11 protein-coding genes and 1 tRNA gene are annotated in these 18,245 nt (G+C 54.6%); 7 read left to right on the top strand and 5 right to left on the bottom strand.

The genetic code is table 11. From position 1 onward, the window contains the following. Positions 1 to 19: 19 nt before the first annotated feature. From ACLM7Z_RS00150 to tsaA, 6 genes are all read left to right on the top strand, one after another. Entirely contained in the window at positions 20 to 3,964 is a 3,945-nt protein-coding gene (locus tag ACLM7Z_RS00150) for an efflux RND transporter permease subunit (RefSeq protein ID WP_435645445.1), read from the top strand. Then, entirely contained in the window at positions 3,957 to 4,562 is a 606-nt protein-coding gene (locus ACLM7Z_RS00145) for a TetR/AcrR family transcriptional regulator (protein ID WP_435645444.1), read from the top strand. Before ACLM7Z_RS00150 ends, ACLM7Z_RS00145 begins: the two co-directional genes overlap by 8 nt. A 120-nt stretch (positions 4,563 to 4,682) precedes the next feature. Next, positions 4,683 to 5,552, top strand: a complete 870-nt coding sequence (locus ACLM7Z_RS00140) for a DegV family protein (RefSeq protein WP_087017227.1) — start codon at positions 4,683 to 4,685, stop codon at positions 5,550 to 5,552. Between the two features lie 9 nt (positions 5,553 to 5,561). Then, positions 5,562 to 6,722, top strand: a complete 1,161-nt coding sequence (locus ACLM7Z_RS00135) for an exonuclease SbcCD subunit D (protein WP_087017228.1) — start codon at positions 5,562 to 5,564, stop codon at positions 6,720 to 6,722. Beyond that, positions 6,709 to 9,804, top strand: coding sequence for an AAA family ATPase (locus tag ACLM7Z_RS00130; protein WP_435645443.1), 3,096 nt, complete (start codon positions 6,709 to 6,711; stop codon positions 9,802 to 9,804). The genes ACLM7Z_RS00135 and ACLM7Z_RS00130 overlap by 14 nt, the downstream gene beginning before the upstream one ends. Positions 9,805 to 9,810: 6 nt before the next feature. After that, the gene (tsaA, locus tag ACLM7Z_RS00125) at positions 9,811 to 10,497 is read left to right on the top strand and encodes a tRNA (N6-threonylcarbamoyladenosine(37)-N6)-methyltransferase TrmO (RefSeq protein WP_087017232.1); all 687 of its coding nucleotides are present in this window, start codon (positions 9,811 to 9,813) and stop codon (positions 10,495 to 10,497) included. Between the two features lie 53 nt (positions 10,498 to 10,550). Here tsaA and ACLM7Z_RS00120 read toward each other — a convergent pair whose 3' ends face one another. Continuing rightward, complete coding sequence (locus ACLM7Z_RS00120; protein ID WP_087017234.1) at positions 10,551 to 12,014, bottom strand: GH25 family lysozyme; 1,464 nt, start codon at positions 12,012 to 12,014, stop codon at positions 10,551 to 10,553. A gap of 279 nt (positions 12,015 to 12,293) precedes the next feature. On the opposite strand from ACLM7Z_RS00120, the gene ACLM7Z_RS00115 reads away from it, so the two are divergent. Further along, entirely contained in the window at positions 12,294 to 12,917 is a 624-nt protein-coding gene (locus ACLM7Z_RS00115; protein ID WP_087017236.1) for a formate/nitrite transporter family protein, read from the top strand. 405 nt (positions 12,918 to 13,322) lie between these two features. Here ACLM7Z_RS00115 and ACLM7Z_RS00110 read toward each other — a convergent pair. The 4 genes from ACLM7Z_RS00110 to ACLM7Z_RS00095 form a co-directional block, all read right to left on the bottom strand. Further along, positions 13,323 to 13,398 (bottom strand) — tRNA-Pro (locus ACLM7Z_RS00110). Between the two features lie 154 nt (positions 13,399 to 13,552). Continuing rightward, positions 13,553 to 15,520 (bottom strand): hypothetical protein, encoded by a 1,968-nt coding sequence (locus ACLM7Z_RS00105; protein ID WP_435645442.1) that lies wholly within the window; start codon positions 15,518 to 15,520, stop codon positions 13,553 to 13,555. A gap of 220 nt (positions 15,521 to 15,740) precedes the next feature. After that, the gene (locus ACLM7Z_RS00100; RefSeq protein ID WP_087017245.1) at positions 15,741 to 16,838 is read right to left on the bottom strand and encodes a glycerol dehydrogenase; all 1,098 of its coding nucleotides are present in this window, start codon (positions 16,836 to 16,838) and stop codon (positions 15,741 to 15,743) included. A gap of 204 nt (positions 16,839 to 17,042) precedes the next feature. Further along, on the bottom strand, positions 17,043 to 18,029 hold the full coding sequence (locus tag ACLM7Z_RS00095) for an LCP family protein (RefSeq protein ID WP_087017247.1): 987 nt from the start codon (positions 18,027 to 18,029) through the stop codon (positions 17,043 to 17,045). Positions 18,030 to 18,245 lie beyond the last annotated feature (216 nt).

Genomic DNA, 18,245 nt, shown 5'->3' with positions numbered 1-18,245 from the left:
TCTGTATAGGAGAACAGTTATGTCAAAATTAAGCGTCAAAAAACCGTTTACGGTTTTGGTCGGTATCATACTTGTGCTCGTTCTGGGCGTGGTATCGTTTACCAAAATGACGACAGACCTGTTGCCGAATATGGATCTGCCATATATGGTTGTATATACGACAGATCCGGGTGCGGCACCGGAATCAGTGGAATCAGAGGTTACCAAGCCGATGGAATCGGCACTCGGTACGACGACGGGCATCAAGTCGGTCAGCTCGGTTTCCAATGAAAATGTCAGCGTTGTCATTCTGGAATTTGAGCAGGGCACCGACATGAATGCAGTCAGCATTGAGATGAGCAATACCATCGATCAGGTCAAGGGCTCGCTGCCGGATACCTGCGGCACGCCGGTCATGATGCAGATCACGCCGGATATGATGCCGGTTATGGTTGCCAGCGTCGATGTCGACGGCATGGAATCGGAAGAGGTGTCCGATTATGTCAATGATACGCTGCTCAGCCGTTTTGAGCGTCTGGACGGTGTCGCATCGGTAGACACCACCGGATTGATTGCATCCAAGGTCAAGGTCACGCTGGATCAGGACAAGATTGATGCACTCAATGACAAGGTGCTGGCTGCGGTCGACAGCAATCTGGCGGAGGCAAAAAAACAGCTGGATGACGGACAGGCACAGCTGGATGCAGCAAAGGCGAAAATCAGCAGCGGGAAGTCCAGCCTGAGCGGTTCGACGGATCAGCTGGCAGGACAGATGGCGGATGCGAGCGCGCAGGTCGATGCGGCAAACGCGCAGTTGAATGCCATCCTGAGTGAGGAGACAACGCTTCAGGCAAATCAGACAGCGTTTCAGACTGAGCTGGAACAGCTCCAGAAGTATGCGGATCAAAATGACCAGATCCATGCGCTGTCCGTTCTTATTGTCGCCTATAACATCACCGGATCCATTCCGGAGGTCAGTTTCCCGCTGACGGCGGAGGATATCAACAGCATCGCAGGAACTTCGGCACAGCTGCTGGAGGCACTCAAAGATCCGGCGACCTATATCGGGAACATGTCTGATGAAGCATTTGCCGAGGCAGTCACTGCGATTGCGAGTGCAATGCCGGATGGAGTCGACCTGTCACAGCTTTCGGGGGTTTCTCGCACAGACTTTGTTTCGCTGGCTACGGCAACGTCCTATGCATCGACCCGTGTCGACGAGATTCAGACCGAACTGCGCAACATCAGCACGCGGCTGGCAACCATCGGCGCAATGAAGCCGCAGCTGGAAGAGGCGCTGAAACAGGCACAGGACGCCTATGCAAAGCTGGAATCGAGCAAGATTCAGGCGACGCTCAACATCGCACAGGGCTCGACCCAGCTTGCGGTCGGCAGTGCATCGCTGGAGAGTGCGCAGCAGCAGCTGGATGAGGCAACCAAAGAATTTGAGGATGCGCGCGATGAGGCATACAAACAGGCGGACATCAGCGGCATTATCACGGCCGACATGATTAGCAATATCCTGATTGCAGAGAACTTTGAAATGCCTGCCGGCTATGTCAAGGACAGCAGCGACCAGTCCTATATCCTGAAGGTCGGCGAGACATATGATTCCGTCGATCAGCTGTCCGATATGATCCTGTTCCATATGGATATGGATGGCATCGGAGATATTCGTCTGAGCGATGTCGCTTCGGTTGCCTATACGGATGAGGCGGACAGCTCGACCTATGCAAAGGTAAACGGCAACGATGCGGTTGTGCTCAGCTTTTCCAAGCAGTCCACGGCGTCCACCTCTGCCGTTACTGATGCAATCAAAGAAGAAATAGAAGAGATTGCGGCGGAGGACGACCGGGTTCATGTCACGCCGCTGATGGATCAGGGCGATTATATCCACCTGATTGTTGAAAATGTGTTGTCCAACCTGATTTATGGCGGCATTCTCGCCATTTTGGTTCTGTTGATTTTCCTGCGCGATATCCGTCCGACGGTTATCATCGCGTTCAGCATCCCGCTCAGCGTGCTGTTTGCTGTCGTGCTGATGTACTTCAGCGATATGACGCTCAATCTGATCTCACTGTCGGGTCTTGCGCTCGGCGTCGGCATGCTGGTCGATAACTCGATTGTCGTCATTGAGAATATTTATCGCCTGCGCAGTCTGGGCGTGCCGCCGGCAAAGGCTGCTGTACAGGGCGCACGGCAGGTTGGCGGTGCCATCTTTGCCTCGACGCTGACAACGATCTGTGTCTTCCTGCCGATTGTATTCACGGAAGGCATTTCGCGCCAGCTGTTCACCGATATGGGTCTGACCATCGCTTATGCATTGTCTGCGTCGCTGATTGTCGCGCTGACGGTTGTCCCTGCAATGAGCTCGACCATGTTGAAGAAGGAAACGGCAAAATCACACAGCCGTTTTGACTGGCTGACCGGAAAATATGAAGGTTTCCTGCGCTGGTGCCTGTCGCACCGCGCATTGACGCTGGGGGCCGCGCTCGCACTGTTTCTGTTCGCGTGCGGCATGACCACGCGCATGGGCATGACATTCATTCCGGAAATGTCGTCCAATCAGATGAGTGCCACACTGACGCTGCCGGAGGACACCGACGATGTCACTGCGGACGCAACGATTGACAAGGCAATGGAAGTGATGCAGGGCATTGAAGGCGTGCAGACAGTCGGTGCCATGCGCAGCAGCGGCGGCATGATGTCGCTCGGTGCGGACAACAGTGATACCGCATCGTTTTACATCCTGCTGGATGAAAAGGCGGACAACGCGGCGATTGCAGACCAGATTATGGAACAGACGAAGGGCATCAACTGTGAGCTGTCTGTCTCGGAATCCACCATGGACATGAGTTCGCTCACCGGCTCCGGCGTACAGATTGACGTATACGGCGACGATCTGGACGAGTTGCAGGACACCTGCGAGGCGTTGGCCAAGGAACTGGAAAGCATTGAGGGACTGGAGGAAATCTCCGACGGCAACGAAGACCCGGATATGCAGAAGGTTATCACAGTCAACAAGGATGAGGCGATGCGCAAGGGCCTGACCGTGGCGCAGGTGTACAGCTCCCTCGCCTCCGATTTGACCAGCGAGGTCACATCCACCACACTCAAGGTTGGACAGGAAGAGCTTCCGGTGGTTGTCGTCAAGCCGTCGACGATAACGGCAGAAAATATCATGAAGCAGACGGTCACCTCGACCGATGCCACGACTGGGGAAAAGACCGAAGTTCCGTTGGATACCGTTGCGTCGCAGAGTGAAAGCCGTGCGCCGACGTCGATCAACCGCATCAACAATGAACGCACGATGTCGGTCACGGCGGCGGTCGACGAAGACCACAACATCACGCTGGTCAGCCGTGAGGTACAGGACATGCTGGACAACTATGACATGCCGGACGGCATCCGGGCGGAAATCACAGGCGAGAATCAGACCATCAACGACACAATGAAGGATCTTGTGCTCATGCTGCTGCTCGCAATTGTGTTTATTTACCTGATTATGGTTGCGCAGTTCCAGAGCCTGGTCAGCCCGTTTATCGTCATGTTTACTATGCCGCTTGCATTTACCGGCGGCCTGCTCGCGCTGCTGATTACGGGGCAGGAGATCTCCGTGCTTGCTATGCTCGGCTTTATCATTCTGGCAGGTGTTGTTGTCAACAACGGCATTGTATTTGTCAGCTGTGTCAATGACCTGCGGCTGGAGGGCATGCCCAAGCGCGAAGCGCTGGTAACGGCAGGAAAAATGCGTATCCGTCCGATTCTGATGACCGCGCTGACAACGATTCTCGCTATGTCCACCATGGCAATGGGCATCGGCACAGGCGGCGAAATGGGACAGGCGATGGCGATTGTCGTCATTGGCGGCCTGGCCTATGCGACCGTGCTCACGCTGATTGTCGTACCGATTATCTATGACCTGTTTAACCGCCGGGAAACCATGCGGAAGATCGATGTCGGAGAGGATGAACTGGATGGCTGAGACAGAGAAAAACTATTCCCCGAAAGAAATCGCTGCATTTCAGGGTTTGTTTGCCTTGGCGAAAGACGGCAGGCAGCTTTCCAGCATCAAGGTGCAGGATATCGCCACTGCCGCAGGCATGGGAAAGGGTACCCTCTACGAATATTTTTCCTCCAAAGAGGATATTTTATCCGGTGCGATTTTTTACGCGCTGGATGGAGTCATGAACCGGTTTGAACAGTCGGCGGATGAAACCCTGACGTTCCGGCAGACATTAGAGCACTTTTTCAGTGAGTTGGACAGTGATGTGCCGTTTGCCGCGCTGTCCATGCTGGTTGCTTCCATGGCGCCCGACCAGCGGGAGGAGATCCGGGTGCGCGGGCAGGACAATATGAAGCTGCTGTTCTCGCGTATGAAGCAGGCAGAGGCGCGCATTTTTTCCGCCGGGCGCCGCAGAGGGGAAATTGACCCCGGACTGGATGACGGCTTTTGTGAATATGTCATTGTATCCGCTCTGTTCGGGCAGGCGGCAGCACATATGTTTGCTTGTCAGGAATGCGGACACCAGCTTTCGTGGAGCAGGATGGTCGAGATGATTTGCCGGACACTGCGACCATAAACCGTACATTTGTCGGTTGCATTTGCGGATGGCTGTGCTATAATTACATTTAACAGAAATTTAACCGAGGAACAGCGCCGGAGCATACTCTGCGGCTGTCGGGAAAGGAAGAACGAATGCATGCAATCGGATAAAATCGCACTGATTACGGATTCCTGTGCAGACCTTTCGGCAGAATGGGCGCAGAGATATCCAATTTATACGGTTCCCTATACCATTACGTTTTCGGACGGATCGTTTCAGGACGGCGTGGATATTTTTGCCGATGAGGTTTATCGCAGACAGGTCACGGAGATGCCAAAAACCTCGCTGCCGTCCGGCGCCGTGCTCGCGGACACCTTCCGGAAAATCCAGGATGATGGCTATACCCATGCCATTGCCATTATGCTGTCCAGCGGCTTGAGCGGTTGCTATCAGATGACCCGCCTGATGGCACAGGATTGCGAAGGGCTGGAGGTCGCCGTGTTTGATTCCATGAGCGGCAGCCTGGGAGAGGGCGCGATGATCCTGACGCTGGCGCGCCTGATCGAAGAGGGGCGCAGCTGGGAGCAGCTGCTTGCGCTGACGCCGCGCATTATGAAAAATACCTATCCTTTTTTCACCGTGGATACACTGGAATATTTGCAGCGCGGCGGACGCATCGGCAAAATTACCGCGTTGGCAGGTACGGCACTCGGGATCAAGCCGATTCTCGCCTTCGACCCGGTCACGGGTGAGCTGACCAGCATCCATAAGGTGCGCGGACGCGCGGCGGCGATGAAAAAGCTGGTGCAGACCGCAGTTTCGCACCTCGAGCCGGGCAAGCGCTACAACATCATGTGGGCGCATGGCGGCACGCCGGAGGAAGGGCATAAGATTGCCGAAATGCTGCGTGCGGCAGCGCCGGATTTTGAAGGCGAGTTTTCCGGCGAAATTGACTGTACACTCGCGTCCTATGTCGGCCCGCACCTGCTGGGTGCAGCCGTACAGGTTTTGGACGACGATATGTGAGGAGACAGAATGAAATTTTTACATCTCAGCGATCTGCATCTGGGCAAGCGCGTGCATGCATTTTCCATGCTGGAGGATCAGCGCGTGATCCTGGAGCAGATCGCGCAGATGGCGCGGGCACAGTGTGTGGATGCTGTTGTCATCGCCGGTGATATTTATGATAAATCCATACCGCCCGGGGAAGCTGTCGGCCTGTTCGACAGCTTTTTTACGTCGCTGTGCGCCGCGGGCATTTCAGTGCTCGCCATCAGCGGCAACCACGACTCCGGCGAGCGGCTGAATTTCGGCCAGACCTTGCTCGCGCGGCAGGGCGTATACCTCGCCGGTACCTTTGGGGAAACCATGGAATCGGTGGAGCTGTGCGACGCGGACGGCTGCCGGGTGCAGTTTCATCTGCTGCCGTGGCTGCGTCCGATGGAGCTGCGCGAGCGGCTGTGGCTGGCGGAGAGCACACAGCAATACGCGGTACAGGCGGCGCTGGAGACAGCAGATTGGGATGACAGTGCACGGCATGTACTGCTTGCGCATGCGTTTGTCACGGCAGGCGGTGCGCTGCCGGAGCAGTCGGAATCGGAAATCATCCCGGTTGGCGGGCTGGATGCAGTCGATGCGGCGCTGTTTGACCGCTTTGATTATGTAGCGCTGGGACATCTGCACCGGGCACAGCGGTTGGGGCGTGACAGCGTGCGCTATGCAGGCTCGCCGCTCAAATATTCGTTCTCTGAGGCAAAATATCCCAAATCCGTCCCGCTGGTGACGCTGGGCGCACGCGGGGAAGCCACGGTTGAACTGCTCCCGCTGAGACCCAGACATGAGATGCGTGAGATTCGCGGCAAGCTCGCGGATGTTACGAGTGAACTAGTTGTGCATGCAGGCGATCCGGAGGATTATCTGCGCGTCATTCTGACCGATGAGGACGAGCTGTATGACCCACAGAGCGCGCTCAAGGAAGTTTATCCCAATCTCATGCGGTTGGATTTTGACAATGCGCGCACGCGCGCGGCGGATATCGATGGACTGTGCGAGGAGGACATCGCGCAGAAGCGGACACCCGCACAGCTGTTCGCGCAGTTTTTTGCGGAGCAGAATGGCAAAGAAATGAGCGAATGGCAGCAGCAGGTGATTGACCGCATCTGCCGCAGAATGGAGGACGCAGATGAAGCCAATTGAACTGACAGTCAGCGCCTTTGGGCCATATGCCGGCGAAGTGTCACTTTCGTTAGAGCAGCTCGGCAGTCACGGCCTGTTTCTCATCACGGGCGACACCGGCGCGGGCAAGACCAGCATCTTTGACGCAATCTGTTTTGCACTGTTCGGTGAAGTCAGCGGTTCACAGCGCGCCGCCGACCAGCTGCGCTCGGATTTTGCAAAGCCGCAGGCGGAGACCTTTGTACACCTGCGCTTCACGCATGCAGGAGAGGAATATATCATTCACCGCACACCGAAATATGAGCGCCCAAAAAAACGCGGCAGCGGTACAGTTACGCAGAATGCCAATGCTGTGCTGACGCGCCCGGATGGCGCGACGGTCGCAGGTGCAACGGCAGTCACCGAGGAGGTCGAACGCGTTCTCGGCGTCGGCTGCCAGTCATTCAAGCAGATTTCGATGATTGCGCAGGGCGAATTTATGAAGCTGCTGACAGCGGACAGCCGGACGCGCGCGGAAATTATCCGGCGCGTATTCCATACTGAGCCGTTGGTGCAGCTGCAAAAGCAGATCAAGGCAGAATTTTTGGAATATAACAAAAAGTGCGCCGATGCGCAGCGTGCGGCGGCACAATATGCCGAGGGCTTCCGGCTGGACGAAGGACTGCCGGAGGAGATGGAGCTTTCGTCACTGCTGGACGCGGTACGGCGGCAGAATATGGCGGACGAAGCACAGCTTGCCGCCGACAGGACACGGTTGGAGCAGTTGCGCACGGCACAGACGCGCGCCATCGAAGTGGTCGTGAAGGCGCAGCGCGACAATGAAATGCGCGAAAAATGGCGTGCGGCACAGGAACAGCGCGAAAAGCTGGAAGCACAGAAGCCGGAGGTGGAACAGCAGGCGCAGCGCCTTGCCTGCGCCCGGCGGGCGCACGACATCGTGTTGCCGAAATGGAACACATGGCAGGCGGAACAGACACGCGCACAGCAGCTGTGCGACAGCGTGGAGCGGCGCGGACAGGCGGTGCAGCAGCTGCAAGACAGGACGCCGCAGGTACAGCAGGCGTTTGCACAGGCAAAACAGTCTGAGCCGCGCATGGAGGAGCTGGAACGCGAGATCACCCGCCTGACCGACGCACAGGCACAGACAGCACGCTGGAAACAGGCGTGCGCACAGGCACAGCAGGCCGAAGAGCAGGTTCGGCAGCTGCAAAAGCAGGCGCAGGACCAGGCGGAACGGCGCGATGCAGGCAGCAAACGCATCGACCAGCTGCGCGCGCAGATCGAAGCCTTCCGGGAAGTACCTGCCGCACTGGTGCACACGCGTGCCGCATTTCAGCAGTCACAGGCGGCGGAAAAACAGCTCAGCGCTGCACTGACGCTGTTTGATACACAAGCGCAGTGTGCGGAGCAGCTGGCACAGGAGCAGAAAACATATTTGAAGCTGGAACGCGCATTTGTACGGGCAGAGCAGCAGTACCGTGACAGCGAGCTCGCCTGGAACCGCGGGCAGGCGGGGATTCTGGCACAATCGCTCCAAGTGGGCATGCCTTGTCCGGTCTGCGGCTCGACAGAGCACCCGTATCCGGCACAGCTGGAGTGTTCCGTGCCTACCGAACAGCAGCTCAAGCAGCTGCGGCAGGAGATGGAGCAGTGCCGGGAACGTTGTCAGGCGCAAAGTACGCGCTGCGGTGTGGCACGTTCAAAGGAGGAAGCGGCAGCGGAAGCGGTACAGCGTGCGCTGGAACAGCTGTTTGAGACCGAAGAGAAGACGCGCGCAGAGGTGGAATGTGCTTTGAAGCAGCAGCGCCGGACGACGGCAGAGCTGCTGGAGCAGGGCAAACAGCTTGCCGCGCGTGAAAAGCAGGGGGAAGCCCTGCGTAAAACACTTCAGGCAGCGCTGGACAGCCAGCCTGAACTGGAAACAGCGGCGCGGCAGGCGGAACAGGCGTGCCAGCAGGCACGCCAGCAGGCGGCCGGTGCTACGGCGTCCGCGCAGGAGCTGCGTGCCGCCATCCCGTTCGACGATATAGATGCGCTGCCCGCACAGCTCCACGCCCGCCAGACGGAACGAGACCGTTTGTCCCGTCAGATGGAAGACAGCAGGAAGGCGTGGGAAAGTCATCAGCGTGCACTCGCTGCCGCACAAGAGGCACAGAAAACAGAAACAGAGCAATACATGCAATGCGAGCAGGCGGCGCAGGCCGCTGCACAGGCGTGGAAGGCTGCGCTCACGCAGGCGGGCTTTGCCACCGGGCAGGCATATCAGGACGCGCTGCTGCCGTCGGAGGAACGGACAGCGCTGGAACAGCGCGTGCAGCGGTTTGAGCAGCAACTCGCCGCTGCGGTTTCGCTGGAATGTGAATATGAAGCAGCTGCGAAACAGATCGTACCTGCCGATTTGGAGCAGTTGATACAGATACGCACCCAGGCAGAGCAGGAATGCCGCGCCTGCGAGGGAGAAGTTCACAGCCGTGCTGAGCGCCTGCGGGCAAATACAGAGATTTTACAGCGCATGGGGCAGGTACAGGCGGAGCAGGCAGAGCTTGAGCGTCAGACTGCGGCGCTGCGCGAGCTGTCACAGACGGCAAACGGCGAGCTCGCGGGCAAACAGAAGCTGATGCTCGAGCAGTATGTGCAGGCGGCCTATTTTGAGCGCGTGTTGCAGCGCGCAAACCTGCGCCTGCGCGATATGACACAAGGGCGCTATGAGATGCAGCGGCGCCGCAGAGCGGAAAATAACCGCAGCCAGTCCGGCCTCGATATCGATGTCATGGATTATTACACGGGGAAAACCCGTTCGGTCAAGACACTGTCGGGCGGTGAATCGTTCCTTGGCGCACTGGCGCTGGCGCTCGGCATGTCGGATGTCATTCAGAGCTATGCAGGCGGTGTGCGCGTCGAGACCGTATTCATCGACGAGGGCTTCGGCTCACTCGACAGTTTGGCGCTGGAACAGGCAATTTCTGTGCTGGCGCGCCTGTCGGACGGCGACCGCCTGATTGGAATTATTTCACACGTAACCGAGCTGAAGGATCGTGTCAACCGGCAGATTGTGGTTGGGCGCGGTTCAACCGGCAGCACGGCAAAACTGATTGTGGGGTGATAGAATATGGAACATCAAATGAAAATAATTGCGCGGATCCACACGGATTTTCCGACCAAGTTTGGCATTCCACGTCAGAGCGGTATTGTTGACGCACTCCGGGCGTCCATCGTTTTTGAACCGGAATTCCGCAACCCGGATGCGCTGCGTGGGTTGGACGGCTTTTCCCATATCTGGCTGATCTGGCAGTTTTCCGAGGGCATCCGTGAGACATGGTCGCCAACAGTGCGCCCGCCCCGGCTGGGCGGCAATACGCGCATGGGTGTGTTTGCGACCCGTTCGCCGTTCCGCCCCAATCCCATCGGGTTGTCCAGCGTTCGGCTGGCGGGCATTGACCTGCATACACCGGATGGGCCGGTGCTGTATGTCTCCGGCGCGGATCTGATGGACGGCACGCCAATTTATGATATCAAGCCGTATCTTCCGTATGCGGACAGCCATCCGGAGGCATCAGAGGGGTTTGCACATCCGGTGCGCGACGCAGCACTGCATGTCAACATTCCGGCAGAGTGGCTGGATAAAATTCCGATGGAGCGGCAGGAGGCACTGCGCGGCGTGCTGGCGCATGATCCGCGTCCGTCTTATCAAAATGACCCGACGCGCATCTATGGCATGGCATTTGCCGGACTGGAAATCAAATTTCGTGTAGACGGTGATACACTGACTGTCTGCGGCGTGTGCGCACAGACATAGCCAAAAAAGGCATTTCCGCTGAGAACGGAAATGCCTTTTTGAATTTCAGATGATTACGCAAGAAGGGAGGAGCCGATCCCAATCAGATAGCTTCTCAGCATTGCCGCGCATTCCGCACGGGTTGCGGAGCCCTGCGGCACCAGGGTAGTTGAGGTACGTCCGCTGATGATGCCGTTGGCAACTGCCCACTGCATCGGTGTGACAGCATAAGAGGAAATCTTGGAAGCGTCCGTGTATTTGTTCAGATTTTGCAGGGAGGATGTGTCTACACCGTACCTGTTGGAGTAGCTGTACAGGATGGTTGCAATCTGCTCACGGGTGATGACATCGTTTACACCGAATGTGCCATTGGTATAGCCACTCATAATGCCGTTCTGGTATGCCCAGATGACAGCGTCGCTGTACCATGCGTCCGCCGAGACATCCTTGTAAACTGCGGAATAAGAAACTGGCGGTTTGCCGGACAGGCTGTACAGAATCTGTGCAGCCATCACACGGGTCAGTGCGACGTTGGGCGAGAAGGTCGAAGCAGAAGTGCCGGACATCAGATTATGGTCAACGACAAACGATACGGCCTCTGCATACCAGTTGCTCGAGAGCACGTCGGTGAAGCCCTTGACGGAATCGCCGGGATCTGGAACCAGATCTCCCTTGGTCAGATAGAAATTACAGTCGACATCGGTGTTGATGCCGCTGACCCTGCCGGTATCGGAATACTGCCACTGAGTATAGGCACCGGAATACGAGGTGCTGGTGGTATAGTGTGCCAGCCAGATCGATGCAATGTCCTCGACCTCATTGGCATTGATATTGTCAGTCAGGAAGCTCTTGTTTGCATACAGCATCGGCTGATAGCCGGCGTTGGAGATAGTTTCACAAAATGCAAGCGCATTTTTGGTCATTTCGGACTTGGACAGATGTGCCTGATACAGGCGTCCGCTGTTGCCACAGAATTCATAATCCATGACAATCGGAAGGGAGATCTGATATTCCTGGACGCGCTCGAGGACAAAATTTGCCTCAGCGGTCGCCTCTTCAACGGTCAGAGCCTGCGAATAGATGTAAACGCCGACCGGAATACCGGCATGGATGGCGCCTTCCATATATGTATCAAACATCGGGTCTTCGGACAGCGCACCGTTGCCTGTGCCGCGGTAACCGACGCGGATAATGGCGTAGTCAATCCCGGCATTTTTTACTTTGCTCCAGTTGATATCGTCTTCCCATTTGGATACATCAATGCCGTGGAATACATTGTAGCCTGAGGGAACCTGATAGGTTTCCCCGGTCAGGAAGCTGTACTGCGCAGTCTTACCGGCTGCCTTATCGCTGTTAAATTCCGGGGGCGTGTATTCAACCAAGTCTCCTTTTTTCTGGCTTGTGAGCGGATCCTCTGCCTCAGAGTATGCGGCAACCGTGTCTGGGTTTATGGGTTCCGTGCTTTCGATAGCCAGCGCGGTGAGCGCCGAGCCGCAGAAGGTGAAAGCAAGGAATGCTGCCAGCAGTCTTTTTTTCATTTCTTCCCTTCCTTTTGCGTTTTCATACGTTCCTTTTGATGTTACCGAATTGTAACGATACTAAATAAGTTATACCATAGGTTTCCGAATAATGCAAGAACTTTATCTTGGATCCAAAATATAGAAAATTCGCTATAAAGAGCACGTAAACAGCTGCCCGATTGACAACAGCAGGTCGGCGGTGTACAATCGTGTGAGGACAATGCGAACCGGCAGGCGGAATTTTTCGCACGCATTTCCTGTGAAAAGCCGGAAAAACAGACTGGAAAGGAAAGAAATATGCAGTCAGAAAAGTTATTGGATTTGTTCCGCCGCGCCGTTTCGGCAGGCATATGCATTGCCATCGGCGGCGTAGTGTTTCTGGGGTGTGACAACAAATATGTTGGTGCAGTTTTATTCTCAGTCGGCCTGTTTGCGGTTGTGACGCGCGGCATGGCGCTGTATACCGGCATGGTCGGCTATTTGCCGGACAACTGCAATCTGGATTATATCGGACGGCTGCTGGTCGTGATTGCAGGCAATCTGGTCGGTACCGGCATCATCGGTCTCGGTCTGCATTTGACACGGCAGACCGCCCTGTGTGAAAAGGCGGCGGAGATGTGTGCGGTCAAGACGGGGGATTCGCTGCTCAGTCTGCTTGTGCTCGGCATCGGCTGCGGCATCCTGATGTACATAGCGGTCGATGGCTATCGCAGATTCACCGATCCGCTGACAAAGATTCTCGGTGTATTCCTGTGTGTGCCGGTGTTTATCCTGTCCGGCATGGAACACTCCATTGCGGATATGTTCTATTTCTTCGCCGGGTCGGCGTGGTCGCTGCGCACGGTGATCTGTGTCGCAGTTATTATTCTCGGTAACGGTATCGGCGGCGTGCTCATCCCGCTGCTGCGCCCGGGAAAATAAAAACCGAAAAAACCCAAAACCGGTACTGCTTGTCAGTACCGGTTTTCGTCTATGCGGAAGGGGGAATTACTTCTGTTTTACTGCACGCAGTTCAATATAGCCGCGCTCTCCGCGCGGTTCCAGTTGGATGCGGGGAGATGTATCATCCCACACTCTGTACATAGACAGAGTTTCACCTCTTGACAGGTTTCAGTATACGCTGTTTGGAAAGAAGACGCTCGATGTTTTCTGCCCTTTTTCTGCACTGCGGCGTTCCCGAGCGTACAACAATAGAAAAGAAACTTCTGCCACCGGGCAGTTGCGGGATACTGGAGCAAAATTGTTGTAAAAGATTGATTATTAATTTAAGTAAGATGAAAAGAGTATGAAAACAGCCCTGTTTCTTGCGAAACAGGGCTGTTTATCTGGTCCGAGTGACAGGACTTGAACCTGCGGCTTCTTGACCCCCAGTCAAGCGCGCTACCAGCTGCGCTACACCCGGAAATAACTTGCTTATCTATAATAGCACACCGTACATCCAATTGCAAGGACAATTTGTGGAAAAGTCTGCCGCCAGGTTCAGCTTCTGCGTGCGGATCGATGCAAACCATCGGTCATTTTGACCGATGGTTTGCATTGCAACTGAAATATCAGAATTACCTGTCGGACAGATAGTCGTCATAGGAACGTGCGCTTTGCGACGAGTTGGAAAATCCGCACATGCGGTACATGCATTCTACCATATACTGGAGTTCATCCGTGTTGCCGTCGGATACATCATAGAAGATGTGAATGGTCATCAGGGTGTCGTCCGGGAAAAAAGCTCCGAGCTCATAGATTTCCGACGTATGCTCCTCGTTCCCATATCCGGTGACAATATAGCGGGCCGCGCCATCGGAGCAGCTTTCGTTATACAGAATTTTCTGTGGATCGTACAGGCTGTCGGAGGTATCCTCGTAAAATGATTTACAGTAAGACAGGCTGTCGGTGGCCTGTCTGCAATGAAATGTTGCTGTTGCATTGGTCTGCGTCGAGCTGAGCTCTACATCAAATGGATCCAGCAAATCAAATTCCTCGACATCATCGAACAGCTCTGCCGGATAGCTGAAGGAAAACCGGTCATCCAGCTCGGAAGCGGAGGAGACAGAGCTGTCATAGGTTTCATAGGTTGACAGATCCGTTACACTTTCGTATGGATTCTCACTTTCTTCGGAGCGTGTTTCTTCCTCTGTGCTGCCGGAGGTTTCCTCCAGGTCTGCACGGTCAGCCGGTTCTTCCTCCGAAGCATCTACGCCGAAGCTGTAGATTGCTCCTGTTTCCGGGTCATAAACATCAAAGGAACCCTGCTCAATATAACGGGACTGGAACAGATGCAGGTCGCAGGCAGTTCCATCCGGGTTATACATGGACAGCAGGTAATAAACATAATGGTCACAGTCCCAGTTTTCCGTTTCATAATCGCAATAATTGTAATCCAATACCGCTTTGTCAGAAGACAGCTCAAACAATCTGACATTGTTATAATACTGATAATCACTCGCATCCAATCCAAATTCAATGGAATCGTCATCGGAATCATATTGAATCCATGCGTCAGAGTCCAGATCATACCATTTGCCGTAGGCATAACCAAGGAGATAATCCGGATCACATTCTGTGCCGGAGGTTCCGACATCGGAGGTGCCGCCTCCGGTCGGCGTATACCCGGACTCACTGGATACCGGTACATCTGCATAGGCATAGGTATACAGAGCTTCGGTTGTATAGAGAACGGCAGAGGCGGTAGCCGCCGCACCACAGCCGAAGAGGATCAGAGCACCGTACAGGGTAGAACTGGGCGGACAGTTTTTGATGCACAAAAGAATCAGCCATGAGAGGATAGTCATCGGCACGGACAGCAGGAGACCGGCTGCGACATGCCGTGTCAGCAACAGACCGGTAAACTGGCTCCCTGTGCACGCCAGCAGCAGCACAATCCACACGAGAAAGAATGCCAGATTGAGTGCAAAGAGCAAGGGCAGCTGTTTTCCAGTGGCTGTCTGTCCGCCTTTTTGTTTGTCGCGCAGCAGACAGAGTGTACCGCTGGAGGCGAAAGCAAGCAGCAACAGAACGACTGCCGTCGGGGAAAAGAGAATATTTCCCGCAGTCTGCAACACGGCAGTTACGGCATGGACAATTGTTGTCACAATTGCAACGATTGCAAATATGATGACAAGTACGGTACCTCCTACGATTGCGCCGCAAAAGCCGTTGCTCTCAGCGGCAGATGATACCACAGAGGCAGCGGAAAGCTGCCCGCTGCGCCGGCTCGCGTGTGGCTTCGGAGCGGCAGACGGTGATGCGGTTGTTTTGGCTCCGGCGTTTGGCCCGCGGTAACCATCTATATGGCCTACATACGTACTGTTCTGATAGATATAACCTTCCTCTGTAATCAGTCCTATATAGCTTCCGTGGAGATAGATGTAACCGTTGCTGCGGATGACACCCTGATAGCTTCCGGTGTCGTCATAAATGCTTCCGTCTGACCGGATGCTTCCGAGATAGGTTCCGCTACTGTCGTACATATATCCGTTTTCATCGACAGATCCCAGATAGATTCCTCTGTCGTCATAGATATTTGACATGATAATTCCCTCATTTGCCTGTATAAAAATTATGATACAACATTATACCGCATTCTGATGAAAGTGTGGAGAGAACTGACAGAAACAGGCAGGAAAATGTAATAATCAGTCAGACAGCGGACCGAATGCCCGTAAAAAAGCGAGATCGGGCAGTTCTCCCGACCTCGCTGCATGATTTATGTTCTATCCGGTCTTCCGTGGCAGAGGGTATGGTACAAACTTATGCCTTGTATGCGGTACCGATTTTGTCCGCTTCCATGATTGCGGCATAAACCTCATCCGCCGTGATATCCTTGCGCAGGTTCTTGGTGGACTGGGTCGGAACGCAGGCAGCTTCAGCAACCTTGCGGATTTCATCTTCCTTGACATCGGTGATACCGAGGTCAGCCAGCGTCATCGGCAGACCGACATCCTTCATGAATGCGAGAACCTGATTCATTTCGTCTTCAGATGCCTTCTCCAGCACCAGCTGTGCCAGTGTGCCGAAGGCAACCTTTTCGCCGTGGTACATGCCGTGTGCCTGCGGGACATAGGCAAAGCCGTCATTGATTGCATGTGCCGCTGCCAGGCCGCCGCTCTCAAAGCCGACGCCGCTCAGATAAATGCATGCCTCAACAACATTGTCCAGTGCATCGTTCGGCTCCTTGGCCTCGAGTGCTTCGAGTGCCTTTGCGCCGTCGCGGATCAGGATGTCATAGCACAGCTTGCTCATCATCAGTGCGGTGTTGGAGCACAGGCCGCGTGCCATGGTCTTGGCACCGGAATTTTTGCATGCGCGCGCCTCAAACCAGGTTGCCAGCGCATCGCCCATACCCGCTACCAACAGGCGCTTCGGGGATTTTGCAATGACTGCGGTATCGACCAGGACGAGATCCGGGTTGCGCTTCATCAGCAGTGCCTTGATGACAACACCTTCCTCGTTATAAATAACAGCGACGCCGCTGCACGGGGAGTCGTTGGATGCAACGGTCGGGATAATGATAAGCGGATAGCCGCCGAGGTTGGTGACAACAGCCTTTGCCGTGTCGATGACCTTGCCGCCGCCGACGCCAATGACGACATCACAGCCGGTTTCTGTGACAACCTCCATCACGCGGGAAATTTCCGCCTTGGAGCATTCGCCGTTAAACTCGCAGAAAACAACTTCCTTCTCAACCGATTTCAGGCTTTCCTCAATTGCGTCGCCGACACGCTTCTTGTTGTTTGCAGAACAGAGGACGAGGAATTTTTCACCCATCTTCTTGGCGTTGCGGCCCAGATTGGCAAGCTCTCCATTGCCCTGTACATATTTTGCAGGGGATTTGATACCGTAAGACATAATAATATGACTCCTTTCCTATTTCCTGAGGGGAATCGGCACAATAAAAACCAGCATTCTCCCTTCTCTTACCCATAAGTGTATCAAAATCCTCTGCTGTTGTAAAGAACAAACAAAACAATACGGAAAATAATTCGAGAGCTTTATGGTATATGCTGACAAAAACAGCTGCCCTGGGAAGGCAGGGCAGCTGTGATTCAGAATTCAGTTTACTGCGCTCCGGTCCACGGTTGCGGGCGGGAGTTCTATGTCGGAATTGGTGTAGATGCTTTCATATATAAAGGTAAGCAGAGCATCGGACGCCTCACGAAGGTCATAGACGTAACACCATGCACCGCTGGAGGACATAATGCCGCCCCATGCGTCGACTGAATCACCGGGCAGTGCGAACTGCTCCAGTTTGAGATCTTTTTGCAGCAAAATCTGGGAGAACGACAGGATTTCGGTGTAATCCAGAGAGGTGGTGCACAGACTCAGGCATTCGCGGATGAGTGTCGGGTATTGCGTGGCAGACATATCGCGCGCCTTGCGGAACAGGCATGCCATGATTTCGCGCTGGCGGCTGGTGCGCGCGTTGTCGTTGTCGATTTTGCGGATACGCGAATAGAAAACAGCCTGTTTTCCGTTCAGCGTGATGTTTTCTCCGACAGAGAGACTGTCGTTATCCGGCAGCTGTTCGCGTTCCGCCTCGGTCAGATCGACCTCGACGCCGCCGACCAAATCGATAATTTCCGCCATTTCGCTGAAATTAACGGCAACATAATCGGTGATATTGGTGTTGAAGTTGGTGTTCAGCGTCTTGACTGCGAGCTGTGCGCCCCCATAAGCATAGGCGTGTGTAAATTTTTCGGTGACATCTTTGTCCGGGATGTAAACCAGCGTGTCGCGCGCGATAGAGGACAGCTTGATTTTATTGTGTTCGTAGTCGACGGACAGGATCATGGTTGCGTCTGAACGGCCTTTGTCACTATCCTGACTGTCAATGCCGAAAATTGCGATGTTGACAATGTTGGCGTTTTCCAGATCTGTCTCGTCGTTGACGGCAAGGCGGTCAGCCTGATTGGCGGCGATCTCTGCAAAGGCCTTGTCCTGTGTCAGTCCGCCGAAGAAATATCGGTATGCACCGAACAGAATACCTGCGAGAACGACTAAAATAATACAAATATATAGGATAATCGACTTGATTTTCATAACATGCCTCCTTCATGGTATTCAGTATACACGCGCCATGGCGAAAAAGCAAGAAACAGAAGGGCAACAAAAAGGAGAAGGAAATGTAACCGGGACAGTCCAGACATGTGTGCGGGCACGCAGAGGAATGACGGGATATATGAGCAAAACATACCCGAAAGTCAAATAAAAAGTAACCGTGCAGTTTAACGTGATAAAGGGATGCAATTGTCGGGT

It is taken from the genome of Butyricicoccus porcorum (assembly GCF_051246315.1).
GTDB classification, from domain to species: Bacteria; Bacillota; Clostridia; order Oscillospirales; family Butyricicoccaceae; genus Butyricicoccus_A; species Butyricicoccus_A porcorum.
This window is presented reverse-complemented; position numbering and strand designations above follow the sequence as displayed.

Bases quoted from the DNA above. Each gene is read 5' to 3' on its own strand.
- ACLM7Z_RS00105 (WP_435645442.1), bottom strand. From the start codon at position 15,520: ATGTCAAATATCTATGACGACAGAGGAATCTATCTGGGATCTGTCGAT.
- ACLM7Z_RS00100 (WP_087017245.1), bottom strand. From the start codon at position 16,838: ATGTCTTACGGTATCAAATCCCCTGCAAAATATGTACAGGGCAATGGA.
- ACLM7Z_RS00120 (WP_087017234.1), bottom strand. From the start codon at position 12,014: ATGAAAAAAAGACTGCTGGCAGCATTCCTTGCTTTCACCTTCTGCGGC.
- ACLM7Z_RS00130 (WP_435645443.1), top strand. From the start codon at position 6,709: ATGAAGCCAATTGAACTGACAGTCAGCGCCTTTGGGCCATATGCCGGC.
- ACLM7Z_RS00150 (WP_435645445.1), top strand. From the start codon at position 20: ATGTCAAAATTAAGCGTCAAAAAACCGTTTACGGTTTTGGTCGGTATC.
- ACLM7Z_RS00140 (WP_087017227.1), top strand. From the start codon at position 4,683: ATGCAATCGGATAAAATCGCACTGATTACGGATTCCTGTGCAGACCTT.
- ACLM7Z_RS00095 (WP_087017247.1), bottom strand. From the start codon at position 18,029: ATGAAAATCAAGTCGATTATCCTATATATTTGTATTATTTTAGTCGTT.
- ACLM7Z_RS00135 (WP_087017228.1), top strand. From the start codon at position 5,562: ATGAAATTTTTACATCTCAGCGATCTGCATCTGGGCAAGCGCGTGCAT.
- ACLM7Z_RS00115 (WP_087017236.1), top strand. From the start codon at position 12,294: ATGCAGTCAGAAAAGTTATTGGATTTGTTCCGCCGCGCCGTTTCGGCA.
- ACLM7Z_RS00145 (WP_435645444.1), top strand. From the start codon at position 3,957: ATGGCTGAGACAGAGAAAAACTATTCCCCGAAAGAAATCGCTGCATTT.
- tsaA (WP_087017232.1), top strand. From the start codon at position 9,811: ATGGAACATCAAATGAAAATAATTGCGCGGATCCACACGGATTTTCCG.